Consider the following 17,814-nt stretch of genomic DNA (forward strand, 5'->3'; position numbering starts at 1 on the left):
GGCCCTGGCCTCGCCCTTTCCTTGCTGAATGTCAAAAATTCCGTGACCTGGGATGACGGTCTCCGAGCCGGGCCAGAAAAGTGCATCCACAAAAATGGACATCTTGCTCGTCAATGCAGGTCAGGTCGCGGCGTGGGCCGCAGCGGTGCCCCAGCCGCTGCTCACCGCGGCGGATCATGCCCGCCGCCCCGGACGGACGACGCGAATGATGCGGCGGAGGACGCCGTGCGCCTTCTTCGCCCGGCGCGGGCGACCCGCCAACCGGGCGTTCAGCTCCTCGTACCGCTCATCACCCGGTCGAACGGTTATCAGTTCGCATCGAAGGTGACTGCCGTCCGCACCGCCGTGGGTCGTCGCGATGCTCTCGATGGAACCGTCGGGGAGCCGCATGATGATGGCCATTCCGGATCTCTCTTCTCCTCGGTGTGTGTCGTACGGGGTGGCTCGCCGCCGCCGGTCGACGGTCAGAAGCCTGGCCACTCGACGAGGCCGGTCGCGCCGAACAGGCCGGAGGCGTAGACGAGGACGCCGTGGGCCGCGTCGATGGTCAGGCAGCCCTGGTACTTCTCCCCCTGGCCGAGGGTCGCCGCGTTGAACGCCGGCTCGCAGCCGATCGTTGGCTGGACCCGCGCACCGTCCGGAGTGCGGACGAAGAAGTCGAACGGGTTGACGGCGAAGCCGGCCTTCGCCGAGGTGAACGACACCATGAAGGTCGCGAACGCCGGGCCGCTGGTGGGCTTGCTGAAACCCGAGAAGAAGGACGGGACCGCCTTCGGCGCGGCGACGCTCACCGTCGCGGCGACCTCGCCGCCCTTGCTGACCTGGAGTACCTCGCCGTACTGGGCCTGCTTCGCCCCCTGGGAGGCCCCGCCGGCCGCCGCGGCACCGCCGGGCGCGGCCGTCGCGCCGGTCGAGGAGACGGAGGTGTCGTCCAGGTTGCAGCCGGTGAGCCCGGTGAGGCCGATCAGGCCAGTGAGAACCGCGGCGACGGCGAAACGTGCAGTACTCATGAGATCCCCCGTGAAAAGGCGCGCGCCATAGCACGCCGATGAGAGTGGTGAACGAGACGTCGAATATCAGGCTGCGGGTCGATGCCGGCTGCCTGGGCAGACGGGCGAGGTCGCAAGAATGTACCGACAGGACGGCCGTGAAACCCGTCGGTATCCGAGAAAGGCGGCGAGGTCCCGCTATCGCCAGCCGATCAGATCAATCCCGGACAACAACGATTCTGAATCGCTTCGAGCTTTCTGTCAACAGCTTCGGAAAAGTCGGAAAAGGTGGATGGAGGATGGCCGTGCCCGGATCCCCCCGAGAATCCGGGCACGGCAGAATGTCGACCGCGCGCGTGGCTCGGCCGGTGGACAAGGCGAATGGAGAACTCTCGCGGACCGGTCACCTGGAAATCGGGCGGGCGGCCCGGCGTCAAACGTAGGGTGTCGTTCGCTGTCTCCGGCTACAGGTCAAGCAGCGACCCCTGGTCCGGCGATGCGGCCGCCCTGGCGCGGGCGCCTTTCTTCTTCGCGCCCTTCTCGTGCAGGCCGGCGGCGACCTCCTCGGCGTACCGGGCGTGGTTCAGTTCGAGGAGGCGGTCGAGCACCTCGCGCTGCGCCCACGGCCCGATCGTGTACCGAGTGTACTTCCCGGCCGGATGAAAGCCGTGGTCCAGGCCCCGGTCGATCATATCGACCCACCCGTACGCCCGAAAGGTCGCCTCGTCGATGAGCCGGTGGATCTCCCGCAGCTCGGCGATATCGGCATCGTTGCAGCCCGGATCGAAAACCAGATTGTACGTCTTGGTGAGCCCTGACTGCCGCGCCAGCATCGCCTCCCGCCGGAACCCGTCCAACCCCTCCCCCAATTCCCGCATCTCCCCCGTCAGTTCAGGCAACGGCAAGGTCTCGAACACGTCCGACGGCGTGTACCGAAGATCGGCCTTCATCGACGACGCCCGCGAGGCCGCCCACCAGTAATGCGGCGAGCTGGAGAGCAAGGCCAGCATTGCCGTGTCGTCCGTTGCGAAGACCCCGAGCATATGCGAAAACACCTGCCCGGTCGGCACCATCACCGGCATCACCGTGCGGCTCACAAGAGTGATGACGATTACCCGCCCGATACCTGCGATAGCGCCGTAGAGTTCAGGCCTGGAACGCTCGTATCGCCACCACCGCTCACGGGCCGACTTACTAAAGCGATTGAGGTCACGTTCTGGCTTGACGAGGAGGCGGACCTGGTCGTAACAGTCGCGGTACCGCTTTGCGCGGTCCTCAGGCCAGTCGTGGAAATTGACGACCCAACGACTGCCCGAGCAGTCGGGGCGCGAGTTGAGATCCTGACCGTTCAGATAGGGGAACAGCACGTCGGTATGACGCGGATCCTTCGCGATCAACGCGCGGGCCTCGGCGGGTTCCATCGTGAAGCCAAGACCCAGGACATAACTTCCAATAAAGGAGATTCCTGCGCTTTTTTCCAGCCGGTGAGGATTTCCGGACACTCGTGCCTCGGGCTCCAGGGAGGGTGCGATCACGGGGGTCTGGACGCCGTCGGCGAACCGGGCTGCGGCCGGCCCGATCTGCCCTGTGGTCCAGACGGCGCTGAATTCCAGGACCGCGGACTTCGACGGCCAGGGCCGGCTCTTGATCGACCGGCGGATGACGTTCCCGTCAGCGACAATCTGGTCAAGGCCGACCTCACGGGTATCGCCCTGGGCCAGGGTGTTCGTCGCGATCAGCCCCGTCTGACCGCCACCGTTGAGCAGAGAGTGCGCACGCAGCGCGAAGTAGGCGACCAGATCGGCGCNCCCCCGTNCNCCCCCGCCGATCTCCTCGACGAGGTACTCGCGATACGCCACGCCCAGTGCACCGGTCAGCTTCTGGCCACCGAGGAACGGGGGGTTGCCGAGGACGGCGTCGAAACCGCCCTCCTCGAAGACCTCGGGGAAGACCAGCGGCCAGTGCAGGGGTTTCCGCCGGAAACCGCCGGGAACGTAATCGGTGGCCAACCAGGACTGTGCCGTTTTCCGGGCCTCGGTCTCATCCCGCTTGCCGGTGACCTCATCAGCGAGGCGGGCCGCGGTCAGGGAGAAGCTTTCCCGGCTGGCCTTCTTCTCCTCGTCGATCTCGGCGCGGGCATGCGGGTTACTCGTCCCCGACCATTTCTGATAGCCGACGAGCGCGGCGCCGGCAGTCAGGTCGGCGAAGAGCCGCAGCCGCTCGGTGTCGTGTTCCACCCCCGACAGGAGCCTGCGCTTCCTCGCAAGTCCCGCCAGAGACGAGCCGTCGGTCTCGACAAGGTCCCGGCGCCGCCCGGCGGCGTCGCGGACCAGTTCACGGACGCCGGCGGTCCAGCCGAAGATGTCGGAGTGGATCTTCCGGCCCTTGGCCGGGTCGAGGTGCATGTACTCCAGCTGCTCGACCGAGGTGATACCGAGCAGGGAGTCGCCGGAGACGAGCCGGTCGTCCAGGAAGGTGAACGGCCGGCGCGGGTCCATCGACACCAGCCAGAGCGACAGCTTCGCCATCTCCACGGCCATCGGGTTGATGTCCGCCCCGTACAGGCAGTGCTCGATGACCAGCCGGCGGGCCTCGACGGTGACGTCGTCCGCGTCGGCGTCACCGGCGTACCCGGCGTACCCGGCGTGCCCGGCGGCCCGCGGGTCACCCTCACGGATCCACGCCTCCACCAGCCGGTCGCCGAGGTAGCGGGCGGCGGCGACGAGGAACGCGGCCGAGCCCATCGCGATGTCGGCGACCTTCAGCGACAGGATGTCGGCGCTGGACCGCAGCCGCCAGGCGCCCCGGTCGGCGGTCTGCAACGGCCCGGGGGCGTAGACCAGGGGCTCCAGGGTGTTGTCCGCGACCTCCTCGGCCAGGAACCTGGGGGTGTAGTGGGTGCCGGTGTTCTTCCGCAGCGGCGACTCGGTGACGTACAGCCCGTCCTCCAGGACCACGACGGGCTGGCCGCGCAGGTCCGTGCGCAGCAGGCCGTGGAACGGCAGCAGCCGCTCGGCGGTCGGGTAGTCGCCGCGGGTCACGGCGAGCAGGGCCTTGCGGGCCTCCTCCCGCTCGCCGGCCTCCAACGGAACGAGCCGGCGCTCGACCGCCTTCGGCGCGCCGATCCCGCTGGCGGCGAACCTCTCGGCGAGCGCGGCGGCGAGCAGCGGGCGGCCCCGGTGACGCGAGGCGAGCTCCTCCAGCTCGGACAGCTTCGCCTCGGCCTCCAGCCCCTCCCGGCCGGCCAGGCCGACGACCACCTCCGCGGCCGGGGCGCGTTCGGCATCGTAGGAGAGCAGACCCTCGTAGACGTAACCGATCTGCTCGACGTCCAGCGAGCGGAAGCTCAGCGTCCGCCGCTCCCGGGACTTCCCGCTGCCGACCTGGATGTACTGGACGGCACGCAGCATGTGCAGCACCGTGCGGTCGTCCACGCCGAGTGGCAGCCACGGATGGGCGGCCGGGTCGAACAGCGAACCGGCGTAGGCGTGCATGCGCAGCCGGGGATGATCGACCCCCGCGTACACGGCGGTGAACAGGGCGCGCAGCCGGTGCCAGGCCGCCGTCGACTGCTCCAGGTCGTCCTCGGTCGCGCCGTCGTAAAGCTGCTGTTCCAGCTCGGCGCACAGCCGGCCGGCGGAGTAGGTACTCGCGTACAGGTCGTTGCCGGCGGGCAGCAGGCCGCGTTCCTCGGCGTAGAGCAGGAAGACGATGCGCATCATCACCGCGACCGCGCCCCGGTAGACGTCGTGCGCGCCGACGTCGCGCAGCCCGGCGCCACCCCGGTCCCGCTCGGCGACGTGCCAGCGGCCGAAGGCGGCGACGAGCAGCTCCACGGCCTGGCGAACCTGGACGCCGAGCGCCTCGGTGATCTCCTCCTGGCTGCCGAGGCTCGCCTTCAGCAACGGGACCAGCGTCTCGTCGTCGGGTACGCCGAAGAAGCGCCGCCGGCACAGCAACGACACGAACGCCCGCACGACGTCGCGCTCGGCCGCCTCCGGCCAGGACACCGCGTCGAACACCGCCGTCGCCGTCACCCCGCCGCGCGGCGCCCAAACCAACGCCCACTGCCGGCCGTTCGTCACCAGCGCGAGCTCGATCCCGTGATGCCGGCAGGCGATCGCCGCCCGGTCCACCGGCGTCGCAGCCCAGGCCTGCCCGGCGATCCGCGCCGTCGGGGACTGTGACGGCGCGACGACCAGACCGAGCACGCGGACCGCGTCCGGTTTCACCTCGGACGACCCCCCGGCCACTGTGTCCCCCGCGGCCACTGTGTCCCCCGCGGCCACTGTGTCCGCTGTGTCCGGATCGACGAGGATGAAGGACGGCACGAGGTGCGCGTCGTGCTCGCCGACGTCGACGGTGAACGAGCGCAGCGCGCCGTTCGCGCCGTTCGCGCCGTCCGCGCCACCCGCGCCGTTCGTGCCATCGGGCAGGACGAGCGTGTTCCCCCAGCCGAGTAGCTCGCCGAGAACGAAACGCACCCAGGCCGCCTGGCCGCCGACGGGATCGTCCAGCCAGGCGGTGTGCTCCCGGCGCAGGCGTTCCCGGGTCTTCTTCTCCAGCGGGTCGAGCGTCGGCCAGACCCGCCGGAGCACGGGCAGGCTGAGGAACGGCCCGCTGACCTCGATGAGGCTCAGCCATTCGCGGTGCTGCGCGGAGCCGTCCGGCGCGGGCGGCCGGCGCCGACCGCCACCGCTGCCGCTGCCGCCACCGCTGCCGCGACCTCCGGGGATGCCCCGGCCCCGCGTGGTGGCACCCACGGTACTCATCGCGCCTCCTCCGCTGCCGGCACGACCAGGACGACCGCGACGGGGAACTGGTGCTGCCTCGGGTCACGGTATCGCTGCGCGATCACGTCGAGCTCCCGTCGCCGTTCCTGGTCGAGCCGGTCGAGCCGGTCCTGCCACGCCTGCCGGTCCTTGCGGTACTGGGCCAGCTCCTCGCGGCTCCTGGCGATCTCGAACCGGCTGAACAGGGCGTCCTCGTCGTTCTCCGGATCCTCGATCGCACCGCGCAGCGTCGCGGCGAACTGATCGAGGATAGTGGTGATCCGATTCTCCTCGGCGGCCCGGCGCTGGCCGAGAAGGCGGGTCAGCGACTCCTGGCGGGTCCTCGTCCGCCACTCCAGGGCGGAGAGCACCCCGGGCCGCACCGCCGGCCAGCGCTCGGCGAGCCGCTCCCGCGTCTCCCCGGAGACGGGCCGGCCGGCGGCGAGCGCGGTACCGACGAGATCGCCGAGGACCGTCAGGTTCTCCAGGCGGCGGAACCGCCCGGTCGCCGGCGCCCAGCCGCCCGCGTACAGGACCTCCTCGTGCAGCCGGACGCCGTCCGCGCCCACCAGCACGAACCGGGAGAACGCGCCGATCAGCACCTCCTCGCAGCGCGGATCGTCCGAGCGCACGGCGGTGACGCGGTGCAGCCCGACGTCGGCGTTGGAGACGGCGCCCCGCAGCAGCCTTGTCGACATGTCGACGAGGCGGTGGCCGAGGTGCGCGAGCACGACGTCGTCGCGGTCCTTCGCCATGGCCGAGTCGAAGGTGATCGGCCGCTGGCGCGGCGGCGTGCCCGGGGGAAGGTCCTCACGGCGCAGCTTCTCGGTGAGTCCCGCGGAGGCGCGCTGCCACGAGCCGGTGAGCGTCGGCACCGTGAACAGTCCCTCGGCGTGCTCCTTCTCGTCGACGTACGGGGTGAGTGCCTGTTGGCGGGCGAGGCTCAGTGCCGTGCCGACGACGCGGCGCACCGCCGCCGGGGTGATGCCGAGCTCGCGGACCGTGTCGTCGAGGTTCGCCCGCAGCCGGCGCACCTGCTCGCGCACGTTCTCCGCGACCGGGACGGTGCCTCCGGCGGCCACGGAGCCGCCCGGACCGACGTCGAGGTCGTCGGGACCGAGGTCGATCCGCTCCCCCAGCATCCGACGCTGCACCCGATCGGAGAGCACCGCGTTGACCGACCCGAGGTCGGCCTTCATCTGCGCGACCTTCTTCACCACCCGCGACAGGAACTCCAGGTCGGCCTCAAAGGAATCGACGCTGCCCGACCAGCCGGAGCCGACGAAGTGCCGGATCTCCGGGGAACGGCGCTGCCCGTACCGGTCGATGCGGCCGATCCGCTGCTCCAGCTTGTTCGGGTTGAACGGGATGTCGTAGTTGACCAGCCGATGGCAGTGATTCTGCAGGTCGATGCCCTCACTCGCCGCATCGGTGGCGAGCAGGACCCGCATCGGATGTTCGCTCGGTTCGGCCTGGAAGGCGAGCCGCAGCTGCTCGCGCTCGTCAACGGACAGCCCGCCGTGCAACAGGCCGAGCCGCTCCCCGGCGAGCCCCTCCTGGCGCAGCAGTCCGGCGAGCCAGATCTGCGTGTCGCGGTACTCGGTGAACACGACGACCCGCTCATCGAACCAGTGCCGCCCGTCCGGCCGGCACACCGCGTTCAGATAATCGAGCAGCGCGCGGGCCTTGGCGTCCGGCTCGGCCTCGTGGGCGTCCGCCCAGCGCCGCATCCGGTCCAGCAGCTCGATCTCGCCGTCGGTGGGATCGAGCTGCATCGGCCCGATCCGGCCGAGGGCGTCGTCCTCGGCGTCGGCGAGCTGCTCGTCGTCCAGGGTCGCGACGTCGTCGAAGTAGTCCTCCATCCACGGCTCGGGCATCCACGGCTCGGGCATCCCCGGCCCAGGCATCCCCGGCTCGGCCTCGTCCGCGAGGCGGGACGCGTGGACCGGGCGCCCGTGCCGGGACACGAGGGTCTCCCGGTAGACGCCCACGGTGTGGCCGAACGCCGCCGGGGAGGAGAACAACCGCTTCTTCAACAGCAGGGTCACCAGGTCGGTCGCCTTGCGGCCGCGCGGCGAATCCAGCCGGGCCCGGCGCAGTGCGGCAAACTCCTTGAGCAGGCCGTGGATCTCCCGTTCGCCGTCCGGATAGACCACCGGCATGTCGATCGAGCGGCGCCGGGGGAACCGCGGGGTGCCGTCCGCGTTCTCGATGCTGCTTTTCAACCGGCGGACCACGACCTCGTCCACGGCCGTCCGGTCCGGCTCGACGCCACGGGCGAACCGCTGGTCGTCGAGGATCTCCAGCAGCGCGGTGAACGAGGCGAGGTAGCCGTTGTGCGGGGTGGCGGACAGGAACAGCCGGTGGGTGAAGTGCGGCGCGAGCCGGCGGATCAGCTTGGTCTGCTGGGAGTCGACGGCGTAGACCTGCCTGGGCGCGGCCGGGGCGATGTGATGGGCCTCGTCGAGAATGAGCAGGTCGAAGGTCCGCGGGTAGGTCGGCTGACCATCGCCGGGCAGCACCTCGTCGAGCAGCCGCTGCGCCTTCGGGCCACGCAGCCAGGGCAGGCTGACGATCGTCAGCGGGTAGACCTCGAACGGGTTCGCCGCGCTGCCGTGCGAGCGACGGACCGCCGCGCAGCGCTCCGCGTCAATAATCGTGAAATCGCGGCCAAACTTCTCGGCCATCTCGTCGCGCCATTTCAGGGTGAGCCCGGCCGGACAGACGATCATGATGCGGCGCGCCCGGTGCCGCAGCAGCAGCTCCTCGGCGACCAGCCCGGCCTCGATGGTCTTACCGAGGCCGACATCGTCGGCGAGCAGGAGGTTCACCCGGGGCGCCGCAAGGGCGCGCGCCACCGGCTCGAGCTGGTAGTCCTCGACGGCCACCCCCGAGCGGAACGGGGCCTGCAGCCGCCGGGCGTCCGCGGAGGTCACCGCCGACCAGCGCACCGCGTCGAGGAAGGCGGCCAGCCGGCCCGGTGGGTCGAAGCCGCCCCGGGTGACGTCGGGCAGCGAACCGCTGGGCAGGACCCGCCGGCCCGGCTCGACCTCCCAGATCACCTCGACGGTGTGGCCGTAGCGACCGTCCTCCACACTCTGGAGGATGACCAACGTGCTCGTGCTCGGCGCCGCTCCGTCCCCGACGGCGTCAGGCCCCGCCGCGTCCGCCTTATCCGCCGCGCCCACGTCCGCCGCGCCCACGTCCGCCGCGATCCACCTCGCCCCGCCGGCGGCCGGTCCGTCGATGTCCGCGACCACCCACTTCTGACCACGGACCTCCACCAGCGCGCCGATGTCGGGACGCTCGTCAGATGCCGGCGCCCCCGGGCCCGGCCCCGTCCCGCCCATGGCCTGCTGGCGGACGCGGCGTGCTGACGGAGCACGTTCGGTCGTCGAACTCGGCACCTGATACCCCCCTTGGTGAACAGCCCGACCAGTCTGGCAGGACGCCGGGCGACCGATTCCCGGCCCGGTGGCACCGTGCCGGCCCTCTTCGGTCCCCATCTCAGACCTAACGGACATCCAGGGGGCAGATTAGCATCTGTGAACTCAATTCACCAACATGACCCATGGCGGACCGGGTCTCGACATCGTGGTGCCGCGGGAGCCCCGGCCGCCGGCCGCGACCCGTCCGCACCAGACGCCGCGACCCGTCCGCACCAGACGCCGCGACCCGTCCGCACCAGACGCCGCGACCCGTCCGCGCCAGAAAGTTGTGGAGGTTGGGCACGGTCTCAAGGCCCGAGAGCGCGCCCAACCCTCGTTGACCACCAAGGCATCCGTGATCACATAGTCACGAAGTGCCGCCTCAAGGTCGCTGACACCCCCGGTCAGGCTGAGGACGAGGTCACTCGTGTTCGTCCGTTCCGGGATGTGGATGAACTCGCGCGGAAGCGGCTGGTTCGTCGGCGGCACCGACCCACGCTGACGCCCCCACGAACGGTGCGTACACGCTGTGCCACAAACCCTTGCCCGCCGATCCCGTCCTCCACCTCACACCGCCTCGCAGACGAATGCGGACCAATCGACCCCTCGCCTGGCCACACGGCTGACGCTGATCCATGAGGAGGGCAGGACCGGTCGCTGTCCCCGAAGTCCTCACGGACGAAGGTTGATGATCGTCTTTCCCTTACGTCGCTCGGTCGGATTGAGGGCGGCGACGGCATTGTCGATGGTCGCGACGTTGCCGATGTTCGTTCGCAGCCGTCCGTCGCGCACCCGCTGTACGATCTCACCCAGTTGAACGCGATCGGACTCGACAACGAAGTCGACTGCCAGGCCGTCGGCGGGCCGCGCCCCGACCGGTCCGACGACGGACACCAGCGTTCCCCCGGCTCGAACCAGACCCGCGGACCACTTCTGGATGTCGCCGCCGATGACATCGAAGACCAGATCGACCCCGCCTACGTCCTCCAGCGCGTCGTTCTCAAGGTCGACGAACTCCTGCGCGCCGAAGTCGAGCGCCTTCTGCCGGTCGGCAGCGCGTCCGGTGCCGATGACGTACGCACCGAACTCGCGCGCGAGCTGCGTCACCATCGTCCCGACTGCGCCGGCCGCGCCATGCACGAGCACGCTCTGCCCCGCCTGAAGGCGGCCGTGCTCGAACAGCCCCTGCCACGCGGTCAGCCCCGAAATCGGCAGGCTCGCGCCCACCGTGAAGTCGACGTCGCCCGGGAGCGGTGCGAGATTGCGTGCCTCGACGGCCACATACTGCGCCAGGGTGCCGTCGCGATGCCAGTCCGAGAGGCCGAACACCCGCTGTCCCACCGACAGCCCCGTCGTGCCATAGCCGAGGACCGTGACCACTCCGGCCAGCTCATGCCCGGGGATCGACGGTGTTCGGTCACGGTCGAGACGATCGGTCCAGGTCGAGGGCCACGCCATCTCAGTCGGGACGAAACCCGACGCATGAACCTCAACGACGACGTCGTTGATCGCCGCCGACGGCTCGGGCCGCTCCACCAGGCTCATCCCGGCCGTTCCCGCAGCCTGGTCCGTCACGACGATCGCCTTCATGGGTAACTGCCTCCCCGGCCATTTGTCTTGGGCACAGTGGTGGGCACGTGTCGCTCACGGACGAACGCGGACGATCGTCTGCCCGCCGATCCGCCCGGTCGGGCCGAAGGCCGCGACGGCATCGTCGAGAGTTGCGATGCTGCCGATGTTCGTCCACAGCCGTCCATTCCGCCGCCCATTCCGCGCCCGCCGGACGATCTCACCCAGTTGGGCACGATCGGACATGACAACAAAGCCGATGGCCAAGCCACCCATCCGCAGGGTCAGCAGGAAGCGCCGGACAGATCGCGGTGCCATCCGCCGACACCGATGAAGTCCGGGTCAGACGGCACGGTGCGGCCCCGAATCTCCAGCCTGCGGGCGAACGGCCGGGTGCGCAACTCCGCCGGCGCGGCCGATCAGACGCAGCGTGGTGTCAGGATCGAGACCCGGTCCACAGCCGCTCCGCCCTGGCCAGCTGGTGTGGAATCAGGAAGATGGTCACGCCGCGCCCGCGACAGCTCGCTTCGGACCGGCGGGCTCCAGGAGACGAGACCCGATGCCGGCGTCACACAACACCAAGATCGTCGAATATCGCAGGGTTCGGATATCAGCGCCCTGCCAGTCAACTGAGCTTTTGTAGGGTCTTGCGACTGATGCCTGGATCGTACCCGCTTCGGTGGATACCTGAGGTAGCTGCCCGATCTGCCGGGAGAGCGAGCTATGGGCGCGACACGTCGCGGATTCACCGAGGAGTACAAGGAGCAAGCGGTAGCCTTCGTCATCGACGGCAGCCGTCCGGTCGCCGAGGTCGCCCGGAACATCGGCGTCCATGAGATGACGCTGGNAAAATGGGTNAANAAAGCCAAGGACGTGGAATCCGGAGACCGCCACTGGCTCAGACGGCTCGGGTGGGCACGCGATCTACCCGTCATGACCGTCTTCGCCCCGGCCTGCCCCACCTGGTCGGCCACCACACGGAGGAGCCGCACTTAACGGCGAACTTAACCGCCGTAGACTCGTATGATGTTGGCTATGGTCGGCGACAGGGCCTCGCATGCCACGCCGTTGTCGGTGGCGCGGTCGCTGCGTCTGCTCGGCGAGCATGTGTCGACCTGGCGGAAGCTGAACCGGCTGACCGCGGCCCAGGTCGCCCAGCGAGCCGGGATCTCCCGGGACACGCTGCGCGCCATCGAGCAGGGTAAGGGCACCGCGAGCACCGAGAACCTGTTCAGGGTGCTACGCACCATCGGGATCATGGATGCCGTCGTCAGGGCCACCGACCCGTACGAGACCGACGTCGGCCGGCTGCGCATGGACGAGATCCTCCCCAAGCGAGTACGGCGCTGATGGCCGGACGGGATCCTGTCGAGGTCACCGTCGAGATCGACGGGCAGGAGACCGCCGCAGGGACGTTGTGGCTTCACAACCGCGGCGGACAGAGCGCCACGTTCCGATATGCCGACGCCTACCTGACCAACCCGGCCGGATACGACCTCGACCCGGCGCTGGCCAGAGCCGCCGGCGTCTTCCACACGCCGGCGGGGTCGGCCATCTTCAACGCGTTCGCCGACAGCGCCCCCGACCGATGGGGTGAGAACCTCATGAGGCGTGAGGAGCGCGAGCGCGCCCGCGCCGCCGAGACCACACCTCGCACTCTCGGTAAGGCCGACTTCCTTCTCGGCGTCCGCGACGACACCCGCCAGGGAGGTGTCAGGTTCCGCCAGCCGGCGACCGCCACCTACTATTCGACGCACCGGCACGCGGTCCCACGGCTGATCGACCTGGCCCGGCTCATGCGAGCAGCCGACCGCGTCCGCGCGGAGGGCGACTTCGACCGCGACCTCGCGGACCTCATCGACGCAGGTAGCTCGCTCGGCGGCGCGCGCCCCAAGGCGGCGGTGCGGGACGTGTCCGGGCGGCTCTCGATCGCCAAGTTCCCGCGTTCGGACAGTGACGAATGGGACGTGGCCGGTTGGGAGGAGGTACAATTGAGGCTCGCTCGCAGAGCGGGGCTCACCGTGGCGGAGTCGGAACTGCTGACCGTTACCGGCCGGCACGTACTGCTCCTGAGCCGCTTCGACCGCATCGGCGCGCGGCGTCTGGGGTTCGCAAGCGCCCTGACAATGCTCGAGGCCTCCGACGGGGACCTTCGCAGCTACCTCGAGATCGCCGAGGTGATCGAACGCTACTCGCCGAGAGCTGACGCCGACCTGCGTGAGCTCTACCGGCGGATCCTGTTCTCCATCCTGACCGGGAACACCGACGACCACCTGCGCAATCACGCGTTCCTGCGCGAGCGAGACGGCTGGGCGCTCTCTCCTGCCTACGACCTCAACCCCAATCCGGACAACCCGGCCCGGCTGAGCACGGCCGTCGATCTCGACAACACCGACGCAAGCATCGACCTCGCGCTGTCGGTGGGCAACTACTTCCGCTTGTCGCCGCCGAGGGCCCGCGACCTCGTCAGGGAGGTGGAGACCGCCACGGCGGGCTGGCGGCAGGCCGCAGCCGGGCTCGGCATCCCGAAAAGCCAGGCCGACCGGATGGCAGCGGCCTACGAGAGCGAACAACGACGGATCGCCCGTGCTCTCAGGGTGCCTTGAGATTGGCTCCGGTATCGGGCGTCACCCGGCCCCGTCCGGCCTATCGGTCAATCCTCGGACATGCCGGCGGCCCCGCCACCAGACACGATCAGCTCATCGCCTTGCTCACCGTCGTCCGTGACACACTCAACGATGTCATAGACGCTGGAGGGGAGCCGGAGCGCCGCCTTCCCGCTACCCGCGCGTGGCGGCCACGGGACGCGAGCGCCGGACACCGTAGAGCTACGGTGTCCGGCGCCGCGGCGGCCGGAAAACCCGGGCGGTCATTGCCGATTGGAACCCGTGCCGGACGCCCTCGCCAACCCCGCTACATGTTTCTCCTAGCGGTTCGCCGTATTTCAGTGGCGTTCCGTCCAGGTCCTCTCGTCAGCTCAGTCCCAATCCCAATCCCAATCCCAGTCGTCCTTGTGGCGCCGGTCCTTACCGTCCTTGCCGTCCCACCGGTCCTTACCGTCCTTGCCGTCCCACCGGTCCTTACCGTCCTTGCCGTCCTTGCCGTCCTTGCCGTCCCACCGATCCTTACCGTCCCACCCGTCCTTACCGTTCCAGCCGTCCTTACCGTTCCACCCGTCCTTACCGTTCCAGCCGTCCCACCCGTCCTTACCGTNCCAGCCGTCCCACCCGTCCTTACCGTCCCACCGGTCCTTGCCGTCCCAGCCGTCCCAGCCGTCCTTACCCCAATGATCCTTGGCGATCTTTTCATCCACCGGGCCACCGAGATAGCTCGACGCCAGCGCGCTCGTAGCCGCCGGCCCCACGGTGACGAACACTGCCGCCGCCGTAGACACCGCGACAACCGCGGCTTTCCGCCTCACGGACTTGTCCACGCTTCCTCCAGAACCGAGAGAGAGTGAATCGCTACTATCGGTAACAGAGACTAGCGTGCTCGACGAGGTCCGCAAACGGATCATCGACCGACTTCGACGATCAGCTAGCCACGGAGCGTGGCCTTAGCGGGATGAAGAGGAGATTCCAACTCCTATACACCCGCTGGAAAGGGAGATGCGGAATGTTGAGGTTCGCGGTTCACGGACTCCCACCACGCATGGTAATTGTCGGGTGGGTAGTAGGCGGTCATGCCCTTCGGCATGAATCGGTCCAATTCTGACAACGGCGCCTCGTCCGGAGTGATATACGTCAGCTGCCGGGTCGCAGGAGGAGATGGCGCGGTCCGCCTCCTGACGGATCCACCCGGCCCAGGCGAGCGCTGCTGCGTGTTCGGATTCCTCCGGCGTGTCGCCGGCATCCGTCGAGGGCAGGCCACGCTTCCGCCGCAGCCAGAAGTGATCAAGGTGGTCTATCGACTACAAAATGGCCTGGGAGGCGGGATACAGCTGCTTCAGTAGTTTGCCGAACTCCCCCGATGTGTTCCATCTGTCGAGCACGATTCCGAGCTGCGCGGCAAGGTCGCCTCGCCTGCCGTCCGCTGGATCTGGGAGGACTGCCTGTATGATCGCCTCGGCATGCTTTTCGAAGGTCATGTCGTCGTCCACAGTGTGTTCCCACTTCCGCGGCCTCGGCAATCGGCTCTCCGCCTTTGGACTGATCACTGAGACGAGATAGTCCAGCACGGGCATCGCCCGGCCTGTTGCCTCGATATCCGCATCGCCGCGAGCCAGGTGCCAGACCGCCGCCGAGTCCGCGGCAGAGAACACCTGAGCGAGATCACGCCGTCTCTCCAGCTCGCGTTGGTACTCGTCGGAGAGGACGGGAACCGGGGTCATCGCCATCGTAGGGACTACCACTGGCGACGGAGGAGCCTTCTCCGCATCCAGAATCCCGCGCACCGGCCACGCCTGGACGACTGTCACTCCTGTCAGAGCGAGCGCAAGAACTACCCAGATCAACAACGGCCCGCCCACGATCCACCCCAGAAGAAGCGGCGTGGCGAGGAGACCGAAAAGGTTCATGACGAAGACGACCCACTGACTCCTGGTCATCGTTGTTCCTCTCGTCCTGCGGCGGGCGACGGCTGGGNGTCACCTGGCGAGGAGGGCGGACGCAAGCCGACATCCTCCCCGAAGAGCTCCTTATCGATCCGGTCGAGGAGATAGGTGCGAACTGCGGCCTGGTCGGGCGCCATCGAATCCCCCAGCGGCCGATCCACCCAACGACCGAGGATCGCCCGCAGCGATGAAAGCAGATCAAAACGTTCACGCAGCGCGTCGACGAGCAAGTCCGGTAAAATCGTCGGCCCCCGCCCAACAGCCTGCACCACGTCATCCAGCCAGAGATGGACCAGCCCGATCGTTTCCTTCGAGGGCGGCGCATCGGCCTCGAGCACAAGGANCCNCCCGCCACGGAAAAGCTCCCCGCATTCGGGATCGTCGACAGGCCGCCATCCGACGGCGTCCCTGGCATACAACCGAGAGGCCGACACCAGGCGCAGAAAAACCTCCGCGTTCCCCGTCGATCCGCGGACGGCATAGGGCGCTCTCACGGACCGGCCAAGTACATAGCGATAGTTGTCCCGGTCGGCGCTTGCCAGGGTCTCGACGGCATCGATGGCCGCGCTGGCAACCTGCGGATTCTCATGCGCGGCGAAGNTGTGCAGTCGGGTCAACGCCTGAAACGGATAGATATCATATATTATTTTACCAGAGAGCTCGATACACATACGCGCCAGGTAGGCGTCCAGCCGATGATCCTCCGACCATGCACGGATCCGCTGCCGGAACTTCCGGCCGCCGGTTCCCTCCGCTCCCTCCTCCAGGCCCTTCGTAAGCAGGCCCAAGCACGCGGGGATCGCGGCGACACGACGGCGACCGATCCAGTGATACGCAAGATCCAGGGCATCATCGGCTCGATCACTCCGCAACGACTCCTCGGTGAACCGTTCCGCGAACCTCGTCAGAACATCGTTGGGCCAAAAGATCCCCGGCGGCGAGGGAAGCCGTTCCGCCCAATCGAGAAAGGCCGGACGCAACGTCGGGTAGTTGTCCCAGGCATAGTGGCGCGCGGCCACGCCGAATCCCGTCTTCTCAAAACGGATCGGTCTCTGCTCGTCGCGGACGACACCGATCTCTCCCAGGCGGGCCAGAAAACCTGGGCGGGTCAACGCGTGGTCATCTGGAAGGCGAAACTCACCGGCCCGGGCGAGCTCCCGTTGCGCAACGAACACCAGGTCCCGATCCGCGTCCTCCAGCATGGCCGCTGTGATGAGAAGGAGAGCGTTCATGCCGGTCCGATCGTTCTCGAGCAGACAGTCGATCTCCTTCCCATAATCGCTGTCCTGCCGTTTGACCTCCCGCCAGGCCAACCGGAGGCAGTCCGGCAGAGCCGCGCCCGGACGCATACCCAGGAGTTTCGCTGACGCTACGGCCACCCGGCTCACCTGATACAGCGTGGCGGCCCCGAGATCGGCGAGATCGGCGGACTTTTCGATGATCTTTACTATCGTCGCAAGATCAGGCTGCGCGCTTGGTTGCATGGATACGGCGAGGTGTGATTGCAGCACGGAACGCCAGTCCGGCCGGCTCATCTCGGGCACGAGTCGCCGCAGCTCGGCCGGCAGCCATCTCACCGAGTCCGCTGGAAGAATGACCGCCAGATAGCGGGCCGAGCCGGCAACGACGTCCCGCAGCGCCTCAAGCCGCTTCGCCAGTTCCTCGGAGCGAGACGGCATCAATTCGGACAGGTCGAGAAGATACCGCGCCTGATCGTCCAACGCTTTCTGGGGAATGTCCGGCTCGTCGTCTGCCTCGACATCGGCGGGAATACGCTCAATCCTCTCCGTCCCGGCCCTGGCACCACCGGCTCCAGCCACCAGCATCCACGCCGCGGCGTGGATGCCGTCTCCGGGGGATCCCGAGAGCAGCACCAGGCGGTGTTTTTCTATCTTTTCCGCCGCATCCGCGAAGCCGGTGGGCCGAACGAACACTCCGCTCAGCTCGCGANGAGTCGCGCCGGAGATGGCTTCGGGCCGGCGAACTCGCTTCTTTGCCAGGTCGATCAGATTCACAATATTCTTGATGTCGCCGTTTCCCAGATGGGTCTGCGCCCGATTGTCACCACTTACCGAGCCGCCGACGTTGCCTGCTCCACCGGATTTTCCTGCCCCGCTGACATTACCGGTGTGTAAGAGTTCGGTGATGGCGTGGGTGGGCGGGCCGAAGGCCCGGCCGGTGTTGCCGGTCGGGTGGTTTTCGGCTTGTGGGTGGGGTTAGGGCTCGGGCCCGTCGGGTGGGCCGTCCTGGGGTGGGTCGGTGCTGGGAGGGCTGCCGGTCTGGGTGGTGGTCTGCCAGGTGAGGAAGGGTTCGAGGGCGGGGCCGGCGGGNGCTTTCCCGCCGGCTGTGGCGCAGGCGTTCAGGTAGCCGGTCAGGAACGCGAGGGGTTCACGGCCGTTACGCTCCGCGGTGGCGACGATGGTCCAGACCCGGGCGGCGAGGTGCGCGGCCCACTCAGCGTGTGCGCCGTAGTAGTTCTTCCGCCCGACGACCGGGGTCCGTAG

At 68.4% G+C, this 17,814-nt stretch carries 11 protein-coding genes and 1 pseudogene; 3 read left to right on the forward strand and 9 right to left on the reverse strand.

Annotated features, from left to right (window positions below; genetic code table 11):
- Window positions 1–174: 174 nt before the first annotated feature.
- The 6 genes from ALLO2_RS23600 to ALLO2_RS19795 form a co-directional block, all read right to left on the reverse strand.
- A complete protein-coding gene (locus tag ALLO2_RS23600) occupies window positions 175–402 on the reverse strand; it encodes a hypothetical protein (protein WP_023841739.1) in 228 nt (75 codons plus the stop codon).
- A 62-nt stretch (window positions 403–464) separates the two neighbouring features.
- Window positions 465–1,010 carry a hypothetical protein gene (locus ALLO2_RS19775; RefSeq protein WP_011437117.1) on the reverse strand — a complete coding sequence of 182 codons (546 nt, stop codon included), beginning with the start codon at window positions 1,008–1,010 and terminating at the stop codon, window positions 465–467.
- Between the two features lie 443 nt (window positions 1,011–1,453).
- Complete coding sequence (locus ALLO2_RS19780) at window positions 1,454–5,761, reverse strand: type IIL restriction-modification enzyme MmeI (protein WP_035734103.1); 4,308 nt, start codon at window positions 5,759–5,761, stop codon at window positions 1,454–1,456.
- Window positions 5,758–9,168, reverse strand: a complete 3,411-nt coding sequence (gene drmD / locus ALLO2_RS19785) for a DISARM system SNF2-like helicase DrmD (RefSeq protein WP_232235216.1) — start codon at window positions 9,166–9,168, stop codon at window positions 5,758–5,760. The genes ALLO2_RS19780 and drmD overlap by 4 nt, the downstream gene beginning before the upstream one ends.
- Window positions 9,169–9,861: 693 nt before the next feature.
- On the reverse strand, window positions 9,862–10,779 hold the full coding sequence (locus tag ALLO2_RS19790; RefSeq protein WP_011437121.1) for an NADP-dependent oxidoreductase: 918 nt from the start codon (window positions 10,777–10,779) through the stop codon (window positions 9,862–9,864).
- 54 nt (window positions 10,780–10,833) lie between these two features.
- On the reverse strand, window positions 10,834–11,076 hold the full coding sequence (locus ALLO2_RS19795; RefSeq protein WP_023841742.1) for a hypothetical protein: 243 nt from the start codon (window positions 11,074–11,076) through the stop codon (window positions 10,834–10,836).
- 405 nt (window positions 11,077–11,481) lie between these two features.
- On the opposite strand from ALLO2_RS19795, the gene ALLO2_RS24980 reads away from it, so the two are divergent.
- From ALLO2_RS24980 to ALLO2_RS19810, 3 genes are read left to right on the forward strand one after another with little or no spacing between them, the layout of a single operon-like run.
- Complete coding sequence (locus ALLO2_RS24980) at window positions 11,482–11,754, forward strand: transposase (RefSeq protein WP_084588503.1); 273 nt, start codon at window positions 11,482–11,484, stop codon at window positions 11,752–11,754.
- A 39-nt stretch (window positions 11,755–11,793) separates the two neighbouring features.
- Window positions 11,794–12,108 (forward strand): helix-turn-helix domain-containing protein, encoded by a 315-nt coding sequence (locus ALLO2_RS19805; RefSeq protein ID WP_049760933.1) that lies wholly within the window; start codon window positions 11,794–11,796, stop codon window positions 12,106–12,108.
- Window positions 12,108–13,364 (forward strand): type II toxin-antitoxin system HipA family toxin, encoded by a 1,257-nt coding sequence (locus tag ALLO2_RS19810; RefSeq protein ID WP_011437125.1) that lies wholly within the window; start codon window positions 12,108–12,110, stop codon window positions 13,362–13,364. Before ALLO2_RS19805 ends, ALLO2_RS19810 begins: the two co-directional genes overlap by 1 nt.
- 371 nt (window positions 13,365–13,735) lie before the next feature.
- On the opposite strand, the gene ALLO2_RS19815 is transcribed toward ALLO2_RS19810, so the two are convergent.
- The 3 genes and pseudogenes from ALLO2_RS19815 to ALLO2_RS26640 form a co-directional block, all read right to left on the reverse strand.
- Window positions 13,736–14,191: a hypothetical protein gene (locus ALLO2_RS19815; protein WP_035734106.1), complete on the reverse strand. Its 456-nt coding sequence runs from the start codon at window positions 14,189–14,191 to the stop codon at window positions 13,736–13,738.
- Window positions 14,192–14,668: 477 nt separating this feature from the next.
- On the reverse strand, window positions 14,669–15,304 hold the full coding sequence (locus tag ALLO2_RS19820) for a hypothetical protein (protein ID WP_011437128.1): 636 nt from the start codon (window positions 15,302–15,304) through the stop codon (window positions 14,669–14,671).
- Window positions 15,305–17,526: 2,222 nt separating this feature from the next.
- Window positions 17,527–17,814: pseudogene (locus ALLO2_RS26640) on the reverse strand (IS66 family transposase); the annotation flags it as partial.

The organism is Frankia sp. Allo2 (assembly GCF_000733325.1).
Classification (GTDB): domain Bacteria; phylum Actinomycetota; class Actinomycetes; order Frankiales; family Frankiaceae; genus Frankia; species Frankia casuarinae.